Origin of the sequence: Bacillus methanolicus, from assembly GCF_028888695.1 — a bacterium.
GTDB lineage: Bacteria > Bacillota > Bacilli > Bacillales > Cytobacillaceae > Bacillus_Z > Bacillus_Z methanolicus_B.
The window spans coordinates 291,670-305,968 of the sequence record NZ_PNFF01000001.1 but is presented as its reverse complement, the minus strand read 5'-3'; the positions used below and the strand labels follow the sequence as shown (position 1 = coordinate 305,968).

General features: G+C 38.4%; 14 protein-coding genes. 9 read left to right on the top strand and 5 right to left on the bottom strand.

All coding sequences use genetic code 11. From position 1 onward, the window contains the following. Positions 1-284 precede the first annotated feature (284 nt). Positions 285-2,384, top strand: coding sequence for a transglycosylase domain-containing protein (locus tag C0966_RS01630; protein ID WP_274853419.1), 2,100 nt, complete (start codon positions 285-287; stop codon positions 2,382-2,384). A 182-nt stretch (positions 2,385-2,566) separates the two neighbouring features. Here the strand turns inward: C0966_RS01630 and C0966_RS01625 are convergent, their stop codons facing one another. Then, on the bottom strand, positions 2,567-3,979 hold the full coding sequence (locus C0966_RS01625) for a SpoVR family protein (protein WP_274853417.1): 1,413 nt from the start codon (positions 3,977-3,979) through the stop codon (positions 2,567-2,569). 128 nt (positions 3,980-4,107) lie between these two features. Further along, a complete protein-coding gene (locus C0966_RS01620; protein ID WP_274853416.1) occupies positions 4,108-4,452 on the bottom strand; it encodes a DUF3889 domain-containing protein in 345 nt (114 codons plus the stop codon). Between the two features lie 209 nt (positions 4,453-4,661). Here C0966_RS01620 and C0966_RS01615 point away from each other — a divergent pair, with 209 nt between their 5' ends. Beyond that, positions 4,662-4,904: a YhdB family protein gene (locus C0966_RS01615; RefSeq protein WP_274853414.1), complete on the top strand. Its 243-nt coding sequence runs from the start codon at positions 4,662-4,664 to the stop codon at positions 4,902-4,904. 54 nt (positions 4,905-4,958) lie between these two features. On the opposite strand, the gene C0966_RS01610 is transcribed toward C0966_RS01615, so the two are convergent. After that, the gene (locus C0966_RS01610; RefSeq protein ID WP_274853413.1) at positions 4,959-6,698 is read right to left on the bottom strand and encodes a phospho-sugar mutase; all 1,740 of its coding nucleotides are present in this window, start codon (positions 6,696-6,698) and stop codon (positions 4,959-4,961) included. A gap of 199 nt (positions 6,699-6,897) precedes the next feature. Here C0966_RS01610 and C0966_RS01605 point away from each other — a divergent pair, with 199 nt between their 5' ends. Next, positions 6,898-7,332: a disulfide oxidoreductase gene (locus tag C0966_RS01605; protein ID WP_274853412.1), complete on the top strand. Its 435-nt coding sequence runs from the start codon at positions 6,898-6,900 to the stop codon at positions 7,330-7,332. 1 nt (position 7,333) lies between these two features. Next, a complete protein-coding gene (locus C0966_RS01600) occupies positions 7,334-7,804 on the top strand; it encodes a thioredoxin family protein (RefSeq protein ID WP_274853411.1) in 471 nt (156 codons plus the stop codon). A gap of 347 nt (positions 7,805-8,151) precedes the next feature. Here C0966_RS01600 and C0966_RS01595 read toward each other — a convergent pair whose 3' ends face one another. Next, positions 8,152-8,550: a YhcU family protein gene (locus C0966_RS01595; protein ID WP_274853410.1), complete on the bottom strand. Its 399-nt coding sequence runs from the start codon at positions 8,548-8,550 to the stop codon at positions 8,152-8,154. A gap of 276 nt (positions 8,551-8,826) precedes the next feature. On the opposite strand from C0966_RS01595, the gene C0966_RS01590 reads away from it, so the two are divergent. After that, positions 8,827-9,750: an RluA family pseudouridine synthase gene (locus C0966_RS01590; protein WP_274853409.1), complete on the top strand. Its 924-nt coding sequence runs from the start codon at positions 8,827-8,829 to the stop codon at positions 9,748-9,750. Positions 9,751-9,828: 78 nt separating this feature from the next. Here the strand turns inward: C0966_RS01590 and C0966_RS01585 are convergent, their stop codons facing one another. Then, positions 9,829-10,089 carry a GlsB/YeaQ/YmgE family stress response membrane protein gene (locus C0966_RS01585; protein ID WP_274853408.1) on the bottom strand — a complete coding sequence of 87 codons (261 nt, stop codon included), beginning with the start codon at positions 10,087-10,089 and terminating at the stop codon, positions 9,829-9,831. Between the two features lie 310 nt (positions 10,090-10,399). Between C0966_RS01585 and C0966_RS01580 the strand changes: the two genes are divergently transcribed. From C0966_RS01580 to C0966_RS01565, 4 genes are all read left to right on the top strand, one after another. Next, a complete protein-coding gene (locus C0966_RS01580; protein ID WP_274855690.1) occupies positions 10,400-10,921 on the top strand; it encodes a flavodoxin family protein in 522 nt (173 codons plus the stop codon). A 163-nt stretch (positions 10,922-11,084) separates the two neighbouring features. Then, positions 11,085-11,702 carry a DUF47 domain-containing protein gene (locus C0966_RS01575; RefSeq protein ID WP_274853407.1) on the top strand — a complete coding sequence of 206 codons (618 nt, stop codon included), beginning with the start codon at positions 11,085-11,087 and terminating at the stop codon, positions 11,700-11,702. Between the two features lie 12 nt (positions 11,703-11,714). Then, positions 11,715-12,713, top strand: coding sequence for an inorganic phosphate transporter (locus C0966_RS01570; protein WP_274853406.1), 999 nt, complete (start codon positions 11,715-11,717; stop codon positions 12,711-12,713). A 173-nt stretch (positions 12,714-12,886) separates the two neighbouring features. Beyond that, the gene (locus tag C0966_RS01565) at positions 12,887-14,188 is read left to right on the top strand and encodes an NCS2 family permease (RefSeq protein WP_274853405.1); all 1,302 of its coding nucleotides are present in this window, start codon (positions 12,887-12,889) and stop codon (positions 14,186-14,188) included. Positions 14,189-14,299 lie beyond the last annotated feature (111 nt).

The following is a 14,299-nucleotide window of genomic DNA, read 5'->3' as shown; positions in this document are numbered from 1 at the left end:
AAATAAGAAATTTCCAATTCAATGGCAACGTCTTCATTGTATATGATAATGATTATCGTTATCGTTTGTCAACATATATTTTAAACTTTTTTGAAAACTTGTCCTTTCGACTTTAACCTTTTCAATACATTATCTTAGGTAAATTTCATTGTTTATTCAAATATTTGGATTACTGATGGAAGTTTCACTTAATCGCTTATATGTGTAAAATCATATATATGGGTATGTTTGCATCATCACATCGAATCGAAGACAATAAGTCATGAAGAAAGACGTGAGGAAATATGGAACGATTACAGCCATACTGGGAAGCAGTCGTCCGTTTTTGGAAAAATAAACATATTACACAAATATTGTTGTTAATTTTGTTAGTGTTTCTATTACTTACGATTCTCTTTTTTGCATTTATGGCCAGCCGGGCAAATGTCCAATCATTAAAAGACGGCTTGAGACAGGCGACTGTTATTTATGATAAAGACGGCGATGTTGCCACAAAGGTAGCAACAAACAGGACGGAAGGCGTAAAAGTAAACGAACTTCCCGATCATGTAAAAAATGCTGTCATTGCAATCGAAGATGAACGATTTTATGAACACAACGGCTTTGATATAAAAGGAATTGCCAGGGCTTTTTTCAAAAATCTGTTTGCCGGCAGAATTACAGGCGGCGGAAGCACCATAACCCAGCAGCTCACGAAAAACGCTTTGCTTTCACCTGAACAAACGTACAAACGAAAAATTGAAGAATTATTTTTAGCCGTAGAAATTGAAAAAAATTATTCAAAAGATGAAATTTTAGAGATGTATTTAAATCAGGTTTATTTTGGCAGCGGCGCCTGGGGAATTGACCAAGCCTCAAAGAAATACTTTAATAAAGACATTCAAAAAACCACAATTAGTGAAGCTGCGATGCTGGCCGGCCTATTGCAGGCTCCGTCCGCTTATGATCCTTATAACCATTATGAACGCGCAATAAATCGAAGGAACGTCGTTTTAAGCAAAATGAAAGAACTCGGTATGATTTCCGCAAAAGAATATAAAATTGCCAAAAATGAAGAAATCGAGTTGGAGGATGGCGGCGGAAGCTTTGTTGATCGAAAATATCCGTATTATGTCGATGCCGTTCTTGACGAAGCCATCTCAAAATACGGTTTAACACAGGATGAAATCTTAACAAGAGGATACCGTATTTACACAGAAATGGACCAAAATTTACAATCTTCACTTGAAAACGTATATGAACGTGATTCTCTTTTTCCATATGGAAGAGGGGGTGCCCTTGTACAGAGCGGCGCTGTCTTGCTCGATCCGGCATCCGGCGGAGTCCGCGCTCTTGTAGGCGGCCGGGGAGACCACGTATTTCGCGGGTTTAACCGGGCTACACAATTAAAGGCCCAGCCGGGTTCAACATTGAAGCCGCTTGCGGTGTACACTCCTGCGCTTGAAGAAGGTTACGAAGTGACATCCAAGCTTAAAGATGAACCAATGTCATTTGACGGCTACAAACCGGGAAACTTTTCCAAAACATATAAAGGCGAAGTTCCAATGTATGAAGCAGTTGAAAAATCTTTAAACGTTCCGACGGTTTGGCTGTTAAATGAAATAGGACTGGAAAAAGGGTTGGATGCATTGAAGCGATTCGGCATCCCGCTTGAAAAAGAAGATAAACATCTCGGGATTGCGCTTGGAGGCATGCATAAAGGCATCTCCCCGCTTCAATTAGCTGAGGCTTTCTCCGTTTTTCCAAACGAAGGAAAACGGAACGACAGCCACCTGATTACAAAAATTGTCGGACCGACCGGCAACGTCATTGCCGAACATAAACAAAAAACAACAAAGGTGACATCAAAATCAGTTGCTAACGAAATGACTTCCATGCTGCTGAATGTCGTTGAAAGCGGAACAGGAAAAGGAACAAATATTCCGGGAGTTCAGCTTGCAGGCAAAACAGGTACAACCCAGCTCCCGTACAATGATATCGACGGCACGAAAGATCAATGGTTTGTCGGCTATACACCGAATCTTGTCGGAGCGGTCTGGCTCGGCTATGACAAAACGGACAGGGAGCACTATTTATCGAACTCCAGCTCTGAAAATGTTGTGCCCATTTTCAGGGCGATTATGGAAGAATCTCTCCCGTATATTGAACAAGCGGAATTTGACGTGCACTCAGTTAATGCAAGGCTTAGAGGAGAAGATAAAATTGTAACCGAAGAAATGATAAAGGAAAAAGCGGAACAAATGAAAGAGCAAGCAAAAAAACTTGAAGAGGCTCTAAAAGAGGAAGCTCCGAAATGGAAACAAACAATGGATGAAACAATAAAAGATTTCGAATATATAGGAAAAAAGTTGAAAGAAAAGCTGAAAGAAGTTACAGGTAATTAATTTTTTAAGACTTTCCCCTGCTTCTAAGAGAAGCTGGCTCAAAAGCAAAGGGTCAGTTCCCTCCATGACAACATATAGACAAAGATTGTTAAGAATTCATTCTATATATTGTCATTGTTGGAGGGAGTCAGACCCTTATGAGTCAGCCACTTTTAGTTCGCTCCACTTAGATCTTTAACTTGTCACAAGTACTTCCGATGCACACCTCTGCCGTCAGAGGAAAAAAGCATATTCCGCCCTTCCACAATTGTTTCAATATGGACGCTTCTGCCCCATAGCTGTTGGATATACGGTAGTACTTTTTCCAAATATTTAATATCAAGCTCGATGCCTTCAAACCAGTGCTTTATATAAAGCTCTCCGTTTTTCTGATAGTCGCCATCCATCACTGTCAAATAAGGAAAGCCGCCGTTTATTCGCATATTCACGAGCTGGTCGCGTACATTCTCCCACTGCTTATCGACAATTTTGTAATCCTTGCCCTGTTTCTGGAATAAATACATGTCTTCGCGCATAACAAGTTCCTTTGTTAAATAGTTGCGAAGAAAAGAAATATCTCCCTCTATTTCCCTGACTTCAAATATTTTCTCACTGCCTGAACCAGGACGAACTCCGAGCTCTTTCATTTCCTCGGTCGGATTGTTATAACGTTCTTCAATATCTTCAAAAATTTTCAGACCAAGGTAATACGGGTTTATTCCTGTTCGGGACGGCTGCACGACCCCTGCATTCAGCTTTGCAAACTCAATCGCTTCACCCGAAGTCAGGTCCATTTCCCGCAAAATTCTTTGGTGCCAATAGGACGCCCATCCTTCGTTCATGATTTTTGTTTCAAGCTGCGGCCAAAAATAAAGCATTTCTTCTCGCATCATCGTAAGAATATCCCTCTGCCAGTCAGAAAGCTCGCGGCTGTATGACTCAATAAATAACAGCAAGTCTTTTTCCGGCTGAGGCGGGAAATTCTTTTTCTCTTTTTTCGGTTCCTTATTTTGTTTATCTTTAGCGTCCAAATTCCATAAATCATCGTAGGGGCTTGAGGCTGTTTTTTCCTCTTCCTCAAAATCATCTTCCATTGACCATGACAGTTTTGGACGCATTAGCGAAGGATCGATATGTTCTTGAATGGCAAGGACAGCATCAAGGAACGTTTCCACCTCATGTTTTCCATGCTCAATTTCGTACCGGCGGATCCTCTCTGCCGTGGCTGCCATGCTCTCAACCATGTCACGCTTTGTATTTTGAAAGCGGGTATTATTTTTAAAGAAATCACAATGGGCCAAAACATGGGCTATAATTAATTTGTTCTGGATTAAAGAATTGGAATCAAGCAAGAAAGCGTAGCATGGATTTGAATTAATGACCAATTCATATATTTTTGAGAGCCCTAAATCGTAATGAATTTTCATTTTATGAAACTGCTTTCCGAAACTCCAGTGGGAAAATCTCGTCGGCATGCCGTAAGCTCCAAATGTATAAATGATGTCAGCCGGACAAATCTCATAACGCATCGGGTAAAAATCAAGCCCAAATCCTTTCGCAATTTCAGTTATTTCTTCAATCGCATATTCGAGGGCTTTGCGATCTTCTTCCTTCATCATTCTCTCCCCCTTTTTCTTCTTACCACAATGTATGAGGAAAAGTCGGGAATGATGAAGTTTGTTTCTGTTTTTCTTTATAAAAAACGGAGAAAACCATGGAGCATATTTTTCTGTATATCTGTTTCTTAGCGGCCTTGGTCTTGAACCTGTGGCTTCATTTCAACAGTCAATGACAAAAGTTTATTGTTGGCAAGGTTATGGGAAATATTAACAACAATAGTAACCGGTTTTCCTCTTTCTGTTACTTGAAACTCGAAAGAATCCATTACATCAGTTTCTGAAATTTTCTTTCTTCCTAAATATTTGTACTCCTTAACCTCATCACCGGGAAAATCTTCCTTTACAACGACAATTGCAATTCTTCCGTATTTTTCATAATCGGGTTGCTGTGCTATCGCTTTGAACGGAAGTAAAGCAGCAAATTGGATGGTTAGTATCGTGCAGATACAGAACAATTTCTTTTTCATCATACATTTATCCTCCAATAATCATGTTTTATTATTGTTAGCATTTTCTAAATTAATGATTTTATGTACAAAAAAACATTTCTCTCTATTCGTTTTTTTATACATGCAGAACATGTTAATCGTTTATTATCAATAAGACCAACATTTGCTGAGAAAAAAATATGCGATCTTTCATAAACTAATTTCAACTCCTTATCAAGGAGGAGATAAATATGATTAAAATGGATTATGATCGGGCGCTGTTTTATACACACCGGTCGGAGTGGGATAATTTACTGATCCTGATGGTCAGAACGAAAGATCAGTTTTTATCAAAAAAAATCGAATACTTTTTGCACGCCTACCACTTTGAAAAAGATTATTCGGTTGTAGAAAAACATTTATATTCCTTGCTGCGCTACATCGACCATGCAAATGAAGCCGCAGAGAATGAATACCAAGAATCCCCAATATAATAAGCAGGGAATTCCACCAAAAAACACGGCTTTGAAAAAGGCCGTGTTTTAGATTTAACTATTTTCGTTTATGATCTGTTCAACTATATCCATGAAGTCTTTTTCAATTGTAGCAAGCTTATGTTTGCTTTCACTCATTGTTTCGCTATTTACACCAAAATAAAATTTAATTTTAGGCTCCGTGCCGGAAGGACGCAAACAAATCCAGGACCCGTCGTGGAAATGATATTTTAGGACATTCGATTTCGGAAGATCAATCTTCTCTTCGCGTCCATCTGTATATGTCCGAATTCCATTTAAGTAATCTTCTGTTAAAGCAACTTTTAACTCACCGAGATTTCTTAAAGGATTTGAACGAAAGGATTCAAGCGTTTTCCGGATTGTCTCTGCTCCGTCCTTTCCTTTCAAAGTTAAAGAGCGAAGCCCTTCCAGATAAAAACCATATTTTTGAAAGACTGAAAGCAATGCTTCATAAAGAGACATTCCTTTCTTTTTATAAAAAGCGCACACTTCTGCAGCAAGAAGGGCAGCCTGTACAGCATCTTTGTCACGGGTAAAATCCCCGATCAAATAGCCATAGCTTTCTTCATAACCAAAAAGAAATGTGTGCTCGCCTGACTGCTCAAATTCTTTAATTTTTTCCGCAATAAATTTAAACCCTGTCAAAACATCAATCGTTTTCAATCCGTAAGAGGAAGCAATTTTTCTGCCTAGTTCGGAGGTTACGATAGTTTTTAGAACAACTCCGTTTTCAGGAAGAGTGCCTTTTTGTTTCTTTTGCGACAATAAATAATCTAGCAGTAATGCTCCTGTTTGATTTCCGGTTAATACAACGTATTCACCATGCTCATTTTTTACAGCGATTCCTAGACGGTCGGCATCAGGATCGGTCGCGATTAGAATATCGGCGTTTTCTTTCTTGCCGACCCTAATGGCAAGTTCAAATGCAGCATGTTCTTCCGGATTCGGGCTTTTCACAGTTGAAAAGTTAGGATCAGGAAGTTCCTGCTCTTTTACAATATGTACGTTTTGAAAATGAAATGCTTTTAACGCTTTTTCGACAGGATGCCTTGCTGTTCCATGGAGAGGAGTAAAGACAATTTTAATATCGGATTCTTCAGCAAGCCCCGGGTTTTCTGAAATCGTCAGCAGCTTTTCCAAATAAGCTTGATCAACTTCGTCTCCTATTATTTTAATTAAACCTTTGTCAATTAATGCTTGTTCATCCATTACATCAATTAAGAGCTCATCTTTGATTTCATTAACCTTGGCAATGACTTCATCAGCGCTTTCTGGTGTGATTTGGCCTCCATCTGGACCATAAACTTTATACCCGTTATATTCAGGAGGATTATGGCTTGCTGTAATAACAATACCTGAAAAGGCATTTAGGTGCCTTACGGCAAAAGAAAGCTCCGGTGTTGGCCTTAAATCTTGAAAAATATATGTTTGAACGCCCTTTGTTGCCAGTGTTTTCGCAGCTTCCATTGCAAATTCTTTTGATTTATGGCGGGAATCATAAGCAATTGCCACTCCGCGTTTTTTTGCTTCTTCTCCATGTGATTCGATGTAAGCGGCAAGGCCGGCAGAAGCTTTTCTGACAGTATAAATATTCATTCTGTTTGTGCCTGGGCCAATCTCTCCCCGCATTCCGCCGGTTCCGAATTCTAAATCTTTATAAAATGCTTCTTCGAGTGCTTTTTCGTTTCCTGCAAGCTTATGTAATTCTTCTTTCAATTCAGGCTCCATTTTTTCATACAGAAGCCATTTTTCGGCTTTTATTTTCCAATCCATCATTAGCCCTCCCAGTTGATTTCTATACACTTTTAACATTTCAATATTTTAAAAAAGACTCCTTTAAAAATAGAACGCAAAATTATGACAAAAATCGTTCTTCCTCCCAATTTTATCACGAGAGTCAATAAATGTTGATTTACAAGTAAAATTTTTAAAAATATAATGGGGTTGAAATTTATATTGAAGGAGTTCGTTTATGCAGCCAAAAAAAGATGTTCGTGAAACATTATTATTCGTCGCTTGGGCAACATCGGTAATCGCCATGTTCGGTAGTTTGTATTTCTCCGAAATTCGCCAATTTGAACCTTGCGAATTATGCTGGTATCAGCGGATTTTAATGTATCCGCTTGTTGTTATTTTAGGAATTGCCGTTATTAAAAAGGACTACCCTATTGCGTTCTACTCCATGATTTTGTCAGGTATCGGCTTTTTTACTTCCCTTTACCATTACTCGCTCCAAAAGGTCCCTTTTATGGCTGATCACGCAATATCATGCGGAAGGGTGCCCTGCACAGGTCAATACATAAATTGGCTCGGATTTATTACAATTCCATTTTTAGCCCTAACAGCATTTACGATTATTTTTATCGTTAGCTATTTCATTTGGAAAAAAAATAAGGAGGCAGCATAGCATGAAAAAAGTAATCATATTTTTGGCCATTATTATCGTACTTTTTGCCGGAGTCGCAATTTTAAATAATATGCAGCAAAAAGAAAAAATATCTGCAAAAAATCCTTATGGTAAAGACAGTCTTCATCCGGAAACGGTTAAACAATTGGACGACCCGAATTATCAAAATATTATTCTGCCCGAAGAACTTGAAAAAAAGTTAGAAGCTAAAGAAGATGTAACAGTATACTTTTTCAGTCCAACCTGCCCGCATTGCCAGGATACAACACCGATTGTAGCGCCTTTGTCTAAAAATATGGGAATAGATCTCGTTCTGTTTAACCTGCTTGAATTTGAAGATGGCTGGGATGACTATGGCATTACAGAAACGCCAACGATTGTACAATATAAAGACGGAAAAGAAATAGCCAGGATAACTGGATATAATGAGAAATCTGTATTTGAGGAATGGTTTAATAAATATTCAAAATAAGAACAAAAGGCGCAAGCGCCCAGTTTAGCCCCGACAAGCACAAAACGAATCACGCAAGAGTCGATAGACTCTGGAGTGATTTGGCTTGTGACCTCGAGGGGCTGGGCGCTCCTCGAAAAGCTAACGCTTTTCTTCGTGCGAAGAATCGCTTCCGAAGCGTTCCTTGTGGAGCCAGATTACGACAAACTCATTTCAAAGTTATTCACAACGATGAAATTTATAATTTCCTTAACAACAATAGGAAAAGGGTCAGACCCCTCCAATACAACATATAGACAAACACTAATAAAACCATCCTATATGTTGTCGTTGTTGGAAGAAGTAAGACCCTTGAAATATTTCAACATCTAATGAATATAATCATTTGCTGCTTTTACATAAACACTGAATAAATTGCCTCTCATACTTTTTTCGTCGGAAAATTGGGAAAATGTAAAGGGAAAATAAATATCAAATTCTTCTAAAATGCTGGCATTTTTCATGAACAACGAATAGTATTTTTCCTTATTTTGGGAAGTTTCAAGAATGGAAATTAGTGTTTGCAGACTTGCAATGACTTGATAAGCTTCTTTTAGCGTGCCAAAATATTCAAAATGACGTGTGGATGTATGTAGCACTTTTTGCCGCTTAAATTCCATTATGTCTTCGTCGGAAAAATAAAGTGGAAAAACATTGGAATAAAAATAATCCACAAGTTCCTTGATCTTTTGTTCCTGATCAGGAGTTGACGCATACACAACCTTCACGAATAACCCACCTTTTGTAAGACTTGTAATCATTTCGTAACATATATAATAAGAATAGCACAAAATATTACAGCCAAAGGGTGGTAAATATACCCATATAAAAGGTAATTGTTAACATATTAGGGAATTGTCATTCAATAGGATATTGGTAGGATAAAGAAAAGCGGAAGCGCCTTGATTCTTTAGCACCTGCAAGCAAAGATCCCCTAGTGAATCTATTCGTGCCTATGTTTAATTTTTGAGTGTAGGACTAAAATTTTTTACAAAGGAGTCTATATGTTGAAAACAAGCCGAAAAGGCGATTGGTTTGAAATTACTATCCCTTCTGAATGGGCCGGCATTTCAATCGACTATTTATTTCGAAGCAAATGGAATGCCGCAAAGAAACAGATATATTCATTGAGAATGGCAAAGGCTGTTTTGCTTAACAGACAAGAAGCTGACTGGACTTCACCTCTTCGTGAAGGTGACCTGCTTCAAATCAAACTTTTTGAGCCAACTGAAAATTATGGATATATTCCTGCCTATTTTGATGTTCATGTTATTTATGAAGATGAACATTTAATTGTATTTAACAAACCTGCCGGAATGGATACACATCCAAACGAAACCGGACAGACAAATACACTTGCCAATGCGGCTGCGTTTTATTTGCAGGCTAATGGAGAGTCTGTAAAAATAAGGCATATCCATCGGCTTGACCGGGATACAACAGGTGCAGTCCTGTTTGCAAAACATGCTTTAGCCGGTTCGATTTTAGACCGTATGCTTGAACATCGGTTAATAAAACGGACCTACCTGGCAATGGCGGAAGGCATTCTTCAAAAAAAGTCCGGCATTATTAATCTTCCTATCGGGAGGGACCGCCATCATCCGACAAGGCGAAGGGTATCTGACACGGGCCAGCAGGCAGTCACAAGGTATAGCGTTGTACATATCTTAAGAGAAGATAAACTTACCATTGTTGAATGCCAGCTTGATACCGGAAGAACCCATCAAATTCGCGTCCATTTCAGCGCCATTGGCCATCCTCTTGCAGGTGATGTTTTATATGGCGGAAAACCGATTTTTAAACGGCAGGCATTGCACGCTGCAAAACTAGAATTTACACATCCATTTACGAGAGAAAAAATTGTTTGTCATGCGCCATTCATCGATGAGCCGCCTATTTTCAAGAATATTGATCCTTATTCAATCTAAGCGTCTAAATAGGAAAGAGCTGGTCTAAACAGAAGACCAGCTCTTTCTTAAACATCTTCTCCAAATGAGCTTTTGTGATTAATCTGTTGCTTTTCTCATCCCTCTCATAATCAAGCTTAATAAGAAGACAAGGACAACAGCACCAATTAAAGCAGGGATAATGGCAAAGTCAGCTATCTCAGGACCCCAGTCGCCTAATATTGCAGATCCAATCCATGCACCGATAAAACCGGCAATAATATTCCCAATAACTCCTCCTGGGATGTCTTTTCCAACAATCATGCCGGCAATCCAACCGATAATACCTCCAATAATTAATGACCATATAAAGCTAAACATATTAACACTCCTTTTATTATCAAAATTTTTTGGTTCAAGCATTTTAGATGGAAGAATCCTTCATACTTGAATCCGTAATCACTAAATGCATATGACATTATTTCTAGTATTTCCAAGGATGAATTTTTTATCATACTTAAACATTTTTCTTTTCACTTTTTTCATACAAGACGTTATGCTGCAGTATTCAAGCAGAAGAATTTCGGATTCAAGAAATTATTTTGAGTTTATGATAAATTTAGGAACGAATGTCTTTATTTTAAGAAAAGGGTGCTAAACGAAGTAATATCAGGAGGTTTTTTCCATGAAGATTATTGTATTAAACGGAAGTTCAAGAGAAAACGGAAATACCGTATATCTAGCTAGATTGGCTGTGGAAGGAAAAGAGGCAAAATTTATTCATCTCAAAGATAAACAAATTTTGCCGATTTGCGACAAAAGACATGATCCACAGGGGTTTCAACCTTTAAATGATGATTATGATACTCTGATCAAAACAGTATTAGAGTACGATGCGATTATCTTTGCCACGCCAATTTACTGGTATGGTATGTCAGGGATAATGAAAAATTTTATTGACAGATGGTCACAAAGCCTTCGCGACCGAGAACTTGACTTTAAAGAAAAAATGAAAGAGAAAAAAGCGTATGTAGTGGCATGCGGGGGCGACGATGCAAGATTAAAAGGTCTTCCACTCATTTTACAATTCAAATATATATTTGATTTCATGAATATGGATTTTTGCGGTTATGTCATTGGCGAGGGCAATTCGCCAGGTGAAGTTGAAAATGACCACTCTGCCTGCCAGCAGGCCCGTAACTTATTAAAATAATTAGGTGGTTTCAGGCTTAGATCGAACTATTTTCTGAATACGAACATGATTTCTATATATATTGGGTAAATTTTTTCGGCAATATCATTTATTATTCGACGATTTTCGTGTAAAATATTTTTGTTTGAGTTAATTCCTTGGATTACTTATTGGAGGTAAACTTATGGTTTTCAAAAAGAAGGACAAGTTTGCTATTCTTTTAAGTAGCATAGCCGCTAACTTAAAGGAAGCAACGAATTATTTTGCGGATTACAAGCTGAAAAATGTCAGCGATTTGAAGATTTTCTCTGAAAAAATGAAGGAGTATGAATCAAAAGGAGATTCATTTGTACATAAAGTCATTAAGGAATTGAATAATACGTTCATCACCCCCATTGAACGTGAAGATATCCTTCTTTTGGCAATGAGCATGGATGATGTATTAGACGGATTGGAACACTGCGCTGCTTTATTTGAAATGTATACGATCACAAATGCAGATGAGTATATGCTCAAATTCGTAGATGCCCTTAGAAACTGTTCTTTAGAGATTGAACAAGCGGTTGATTTGCTTTCAACTAAGAAATTGCTTAAGATTCGAGATCATGCGATAAAAATCAAGGATTACGAATCAAAATGCGATAACATTCAGCGTCAGTCCATTAAGCATTTGTTCTCCATTGAAAAAGATCCGATCCGACTTATTAAATATAAGGAAATTTACGAAAACCTTGAAAATATTGCAGATAGCTGTCAAGGTGTAGCCAATACTCTTGAAACCATCATAATGAAAAACGCATAAGGAGCCTTAAACATGGACGGAATATTCATTTTAACCATATTAATTGTCATCGGTGCCCTTGCGTTTGATTTTATTAACGGCTTTCATGATACTGCCAACGCAATCGCTACTTCCGTTTCTACGAAAGCCTTAAAACCACGTCAGGCAATCATTCTTGCTGCTACCATGAACTTTGTGGGTGCCATGACTTTTACAGGTGTAGCGAAAACCATTACGAAAGATATCGTGGACCCTTTCACATTGGAAAACGGTTCTATTGTTATTCTAGCCGCACTCATTGCAGCTATTTTTTGGAATTTACTAACGTGGTACTATGGAATTCCCAGCAGTTCCTCTCATGCTATTATCGGCTCCATTGCAGGAGCTGCAATCGCCGCGGCTGGATTTAATGCATTAAATTACGCAGGGTTTTTAAAGATTATCCAGTCATTAATTATCTCGCCGATTCTTGCCTTTGGAGTAGGATTTATTGTTTATAGTATTTTTAAAATTGCTTTTAAAAATCTTAACTTAACAAAGACGAACCGAAACTTTCGTATCTTTCAAATTTTTACCGCTTCTTTGCAAGCTTATACGCACGGTACAAATGACGCCCAAAAAGCGATGGGAATTATCACTATGGCTCTTATCGCAAATAACTATGTATCATCAACTGAAATACCATTTTGGGTGCAATTTTCCTGTGCGTTAGCAATGGGGCTTGGAACTTCCGTAGGCGGATGGAAAATCATTAAAACAGTCGGCGCAAAAATCATGAAAATCCGGCCTGTAAATGGAGTTGCCGCTGATTTAACCGGTGCCATGATTATTTTTGGGGCAACGTATATTCATTTGCCTGTCAGTACGACTCACGTAATTTCATCTTCCATTCTTGGCGTCGGTGCAGCCCACCGTTTGAGAGGCGTTAAGTGGGATACAGCGCAAAGAATGATTGTCACCTGGTTTATTACCTTGCCAATTTCCGCCCTTCTGGCCGGCATCTCGTACGTTATTTTAAATATCTTTTTTTAGAAGAGCCTAATCCAGGCTCTTTTTTTGCTTACCGCTAATATTAAAAACCAGAATGTTGAAAGGAATGATTATTTATTATTAGTAAATACTTAAAACACCATACTTGAATTTCCAAATAAAAACGAATAATATAGGGAATGTGTTTAAAAATGTTCGTTTTTGGAGGACTATTTATGTTTAAATTAAAAGAATACAATACAACTGTGAAAACTGAAATAATCGCAGGGATTACGACGTTTTTGACAATGGTCTATATTGTTGTTGTTAACCCGGTTATTTTGTCTGATGCAGGTGTCCCTTTTGATCAAGTATTTACTGCAACCATTATCGCTACTGTCATTGGAACGCTTTGGATGGCTTTTTTTGCAAACTATCCAATTGCTATTGCTCCGGGAATGGGATTAAATGCGTATTTTGCTTATTCTGTTGTCGGCTCTCACGGCGATATTGATTATCAAACTGCTTTTGCAGCCGTTTTTGTTGCCGGAATTATTTTTGTGATTCTTTCTTTAACTCCGTTTCGCAAAAAATTGATTGAAGCCATACCTGAAAATCTAAAACATGGCATAACAGCCGGAATCGGTTTATTTATTGCTTTTATTGGATTGCGTTTAACGGGAATCATTACTTCCCATCCGACAAATTTAGTTGCGCTTGGAGACCTTCATTCTCCGTCGGCTCTGTTGGCACTTGCCGGCCTTGCAATTACGCTTATTTTAATGGCACTTAATGTCAATGGTGCTTTGTTTTTCGGAATGATAATTACGGGGTTGATCGCCTTTTTCACAGGGCAGCTGTCTTTCGAAAAAGGCCTCGTCTCCCTTCCATCACTTCCTGAAGGCTTATTAATTACAAATCCATTTAGTGCCATCGGGGATGTTGTCCAATATAGTCTTTATGCAGTTGTGTTCTCCTTTTTGCTAGTGACTATTTTCGATACAACCGGAACGATGATCGGTGTTGCACAGCAAGCAGGACTGATGAAAGGAAATACGATGCCAAAGGCAAGGGAAGCATTGTTGGCTGATTCAGTTGCTACGACCATTGGTGCCATGTTTGGGACAAGCCCGACTTCCGCTTATATTGAGTCTTCTTCAGGCGTTGCTGCAGGTGGACGGACCGGATTAACATCCTTAACAGTCGCTGTATTGTTCATTCTTTCCGCCTTTTTCGGACCTTTAGTAAGTGCAGTTTCAGGATTGTCGGCCATAACAGCTCCTGCACTTATTATCGTAGGAAGTCTTATGATCGGAAGCATTTCCAATATTAAGTGGAGCGAAATTGATGAAGCTTTTCCGGCATTTTTAATTATTTTGAGCATGCCGCTTACGTCAAGCATTGCAACTGGAATTGCTCTTGGTTTTATTTCTTATCCATTATTGAAAATTGTAAAAGGAAAGTGGCGTGAAGTACATCCGCTCGTGTACTTATTCGCATTATTATTTTTCTACCAGCTCGCATTTTTACCTCATTAACAATCTTCAAGGCTCGCCTTTTCGGCGAGTTTTTTTATTTTAATTATCTTCGATATGTGATTTTTTTAATGACTGCAGTCACTTCTTAAGCGCTGCCTTATTTATTACAAT

Bases quoted from the DNA above. Each gene is read 5' to 3' on its own strand.
- C0966_RS01590 (WP_274853409.1), top strand. From the start codon at position 8,827: ATGTTGAAAACAAGCCGAAAAGGCGATTGGTTTGAAATTACTATCCCT.
- C0966_RS01600 (WP_274853411.1), top strand. From the start codon at position 7,334: ATGAAAAAAGTAATCATATTTTTGGCCATTATTATCGTACTTTTTGCC.
- C0966_RS01625 (WP_274853417.1), bottom strand. From the start codon at position 3,979: ATGAAGGAAGAAGATCGCAAAGCCCTCGAATATGCGATTGAAGAAATA.
- C0966_RS01620 (WP_274853416.1), bottom strand. From the start codon at position 4,452: ATGATGAAAAAGAAATTGTTCTGTATCTGCACGATACTAACCATCCAA.
- C0966_RS01585 (WP_274853408.1), bottom strand. From the start codon at position 10,089: ATGTTTAGCTTTATATGGTCATTAATTATTGGAGGTATTATCGGTTGG.
- C0966_RS01570 (WP_274853406.1), top strand. From the start codon at position 11,715: ATGGACGGAATATTCATTTTAACCATATTAATTGTCATCGGTGCCCTT.
- C0966_RS01630 (WP_274853419.1), top strand. From the start codon at position 285: ATGGAACGATTACAGCCATACTGGGAAGCAGTCGTCCGTTTTTGGAAA.
- C0966_RS01575 (WP_274853407.1), top strand. From the start codon at position 11,085: ATGGTTTTCAAAAAGAAGGACAAGTTTGCTATTCTTTTAAGTAGCATA.
- C0966_RS01610 (WP_274853413.1), bottom strand. From the start codon at position 6,698: ATGGATTGGAAAATAAAAGCCGAAAAATGGCTTCTGTATGAAAAAATG.
- C0966_RS01565 (WP_274853405.1), top strand. From the start codon at position 12,887: ATGTTTAAATTAAAAGAATACAATACAACTGTGAAAACTGAAATAATC.
- C0966_RS01615 (WP_274853414.1), top strand. From the start codon at position 4,662: ATGATTAAAATGGATTATGATCGGGCGCTGTTTTATACACACCGGTCG.
- C0966_RS01605 (WP_274853412.1), top strand. From the start codon at position 6,898: ATGCAGCCAAAAAAAGATGTTCGTGAAACATTATTATTCGTCGCTTGG.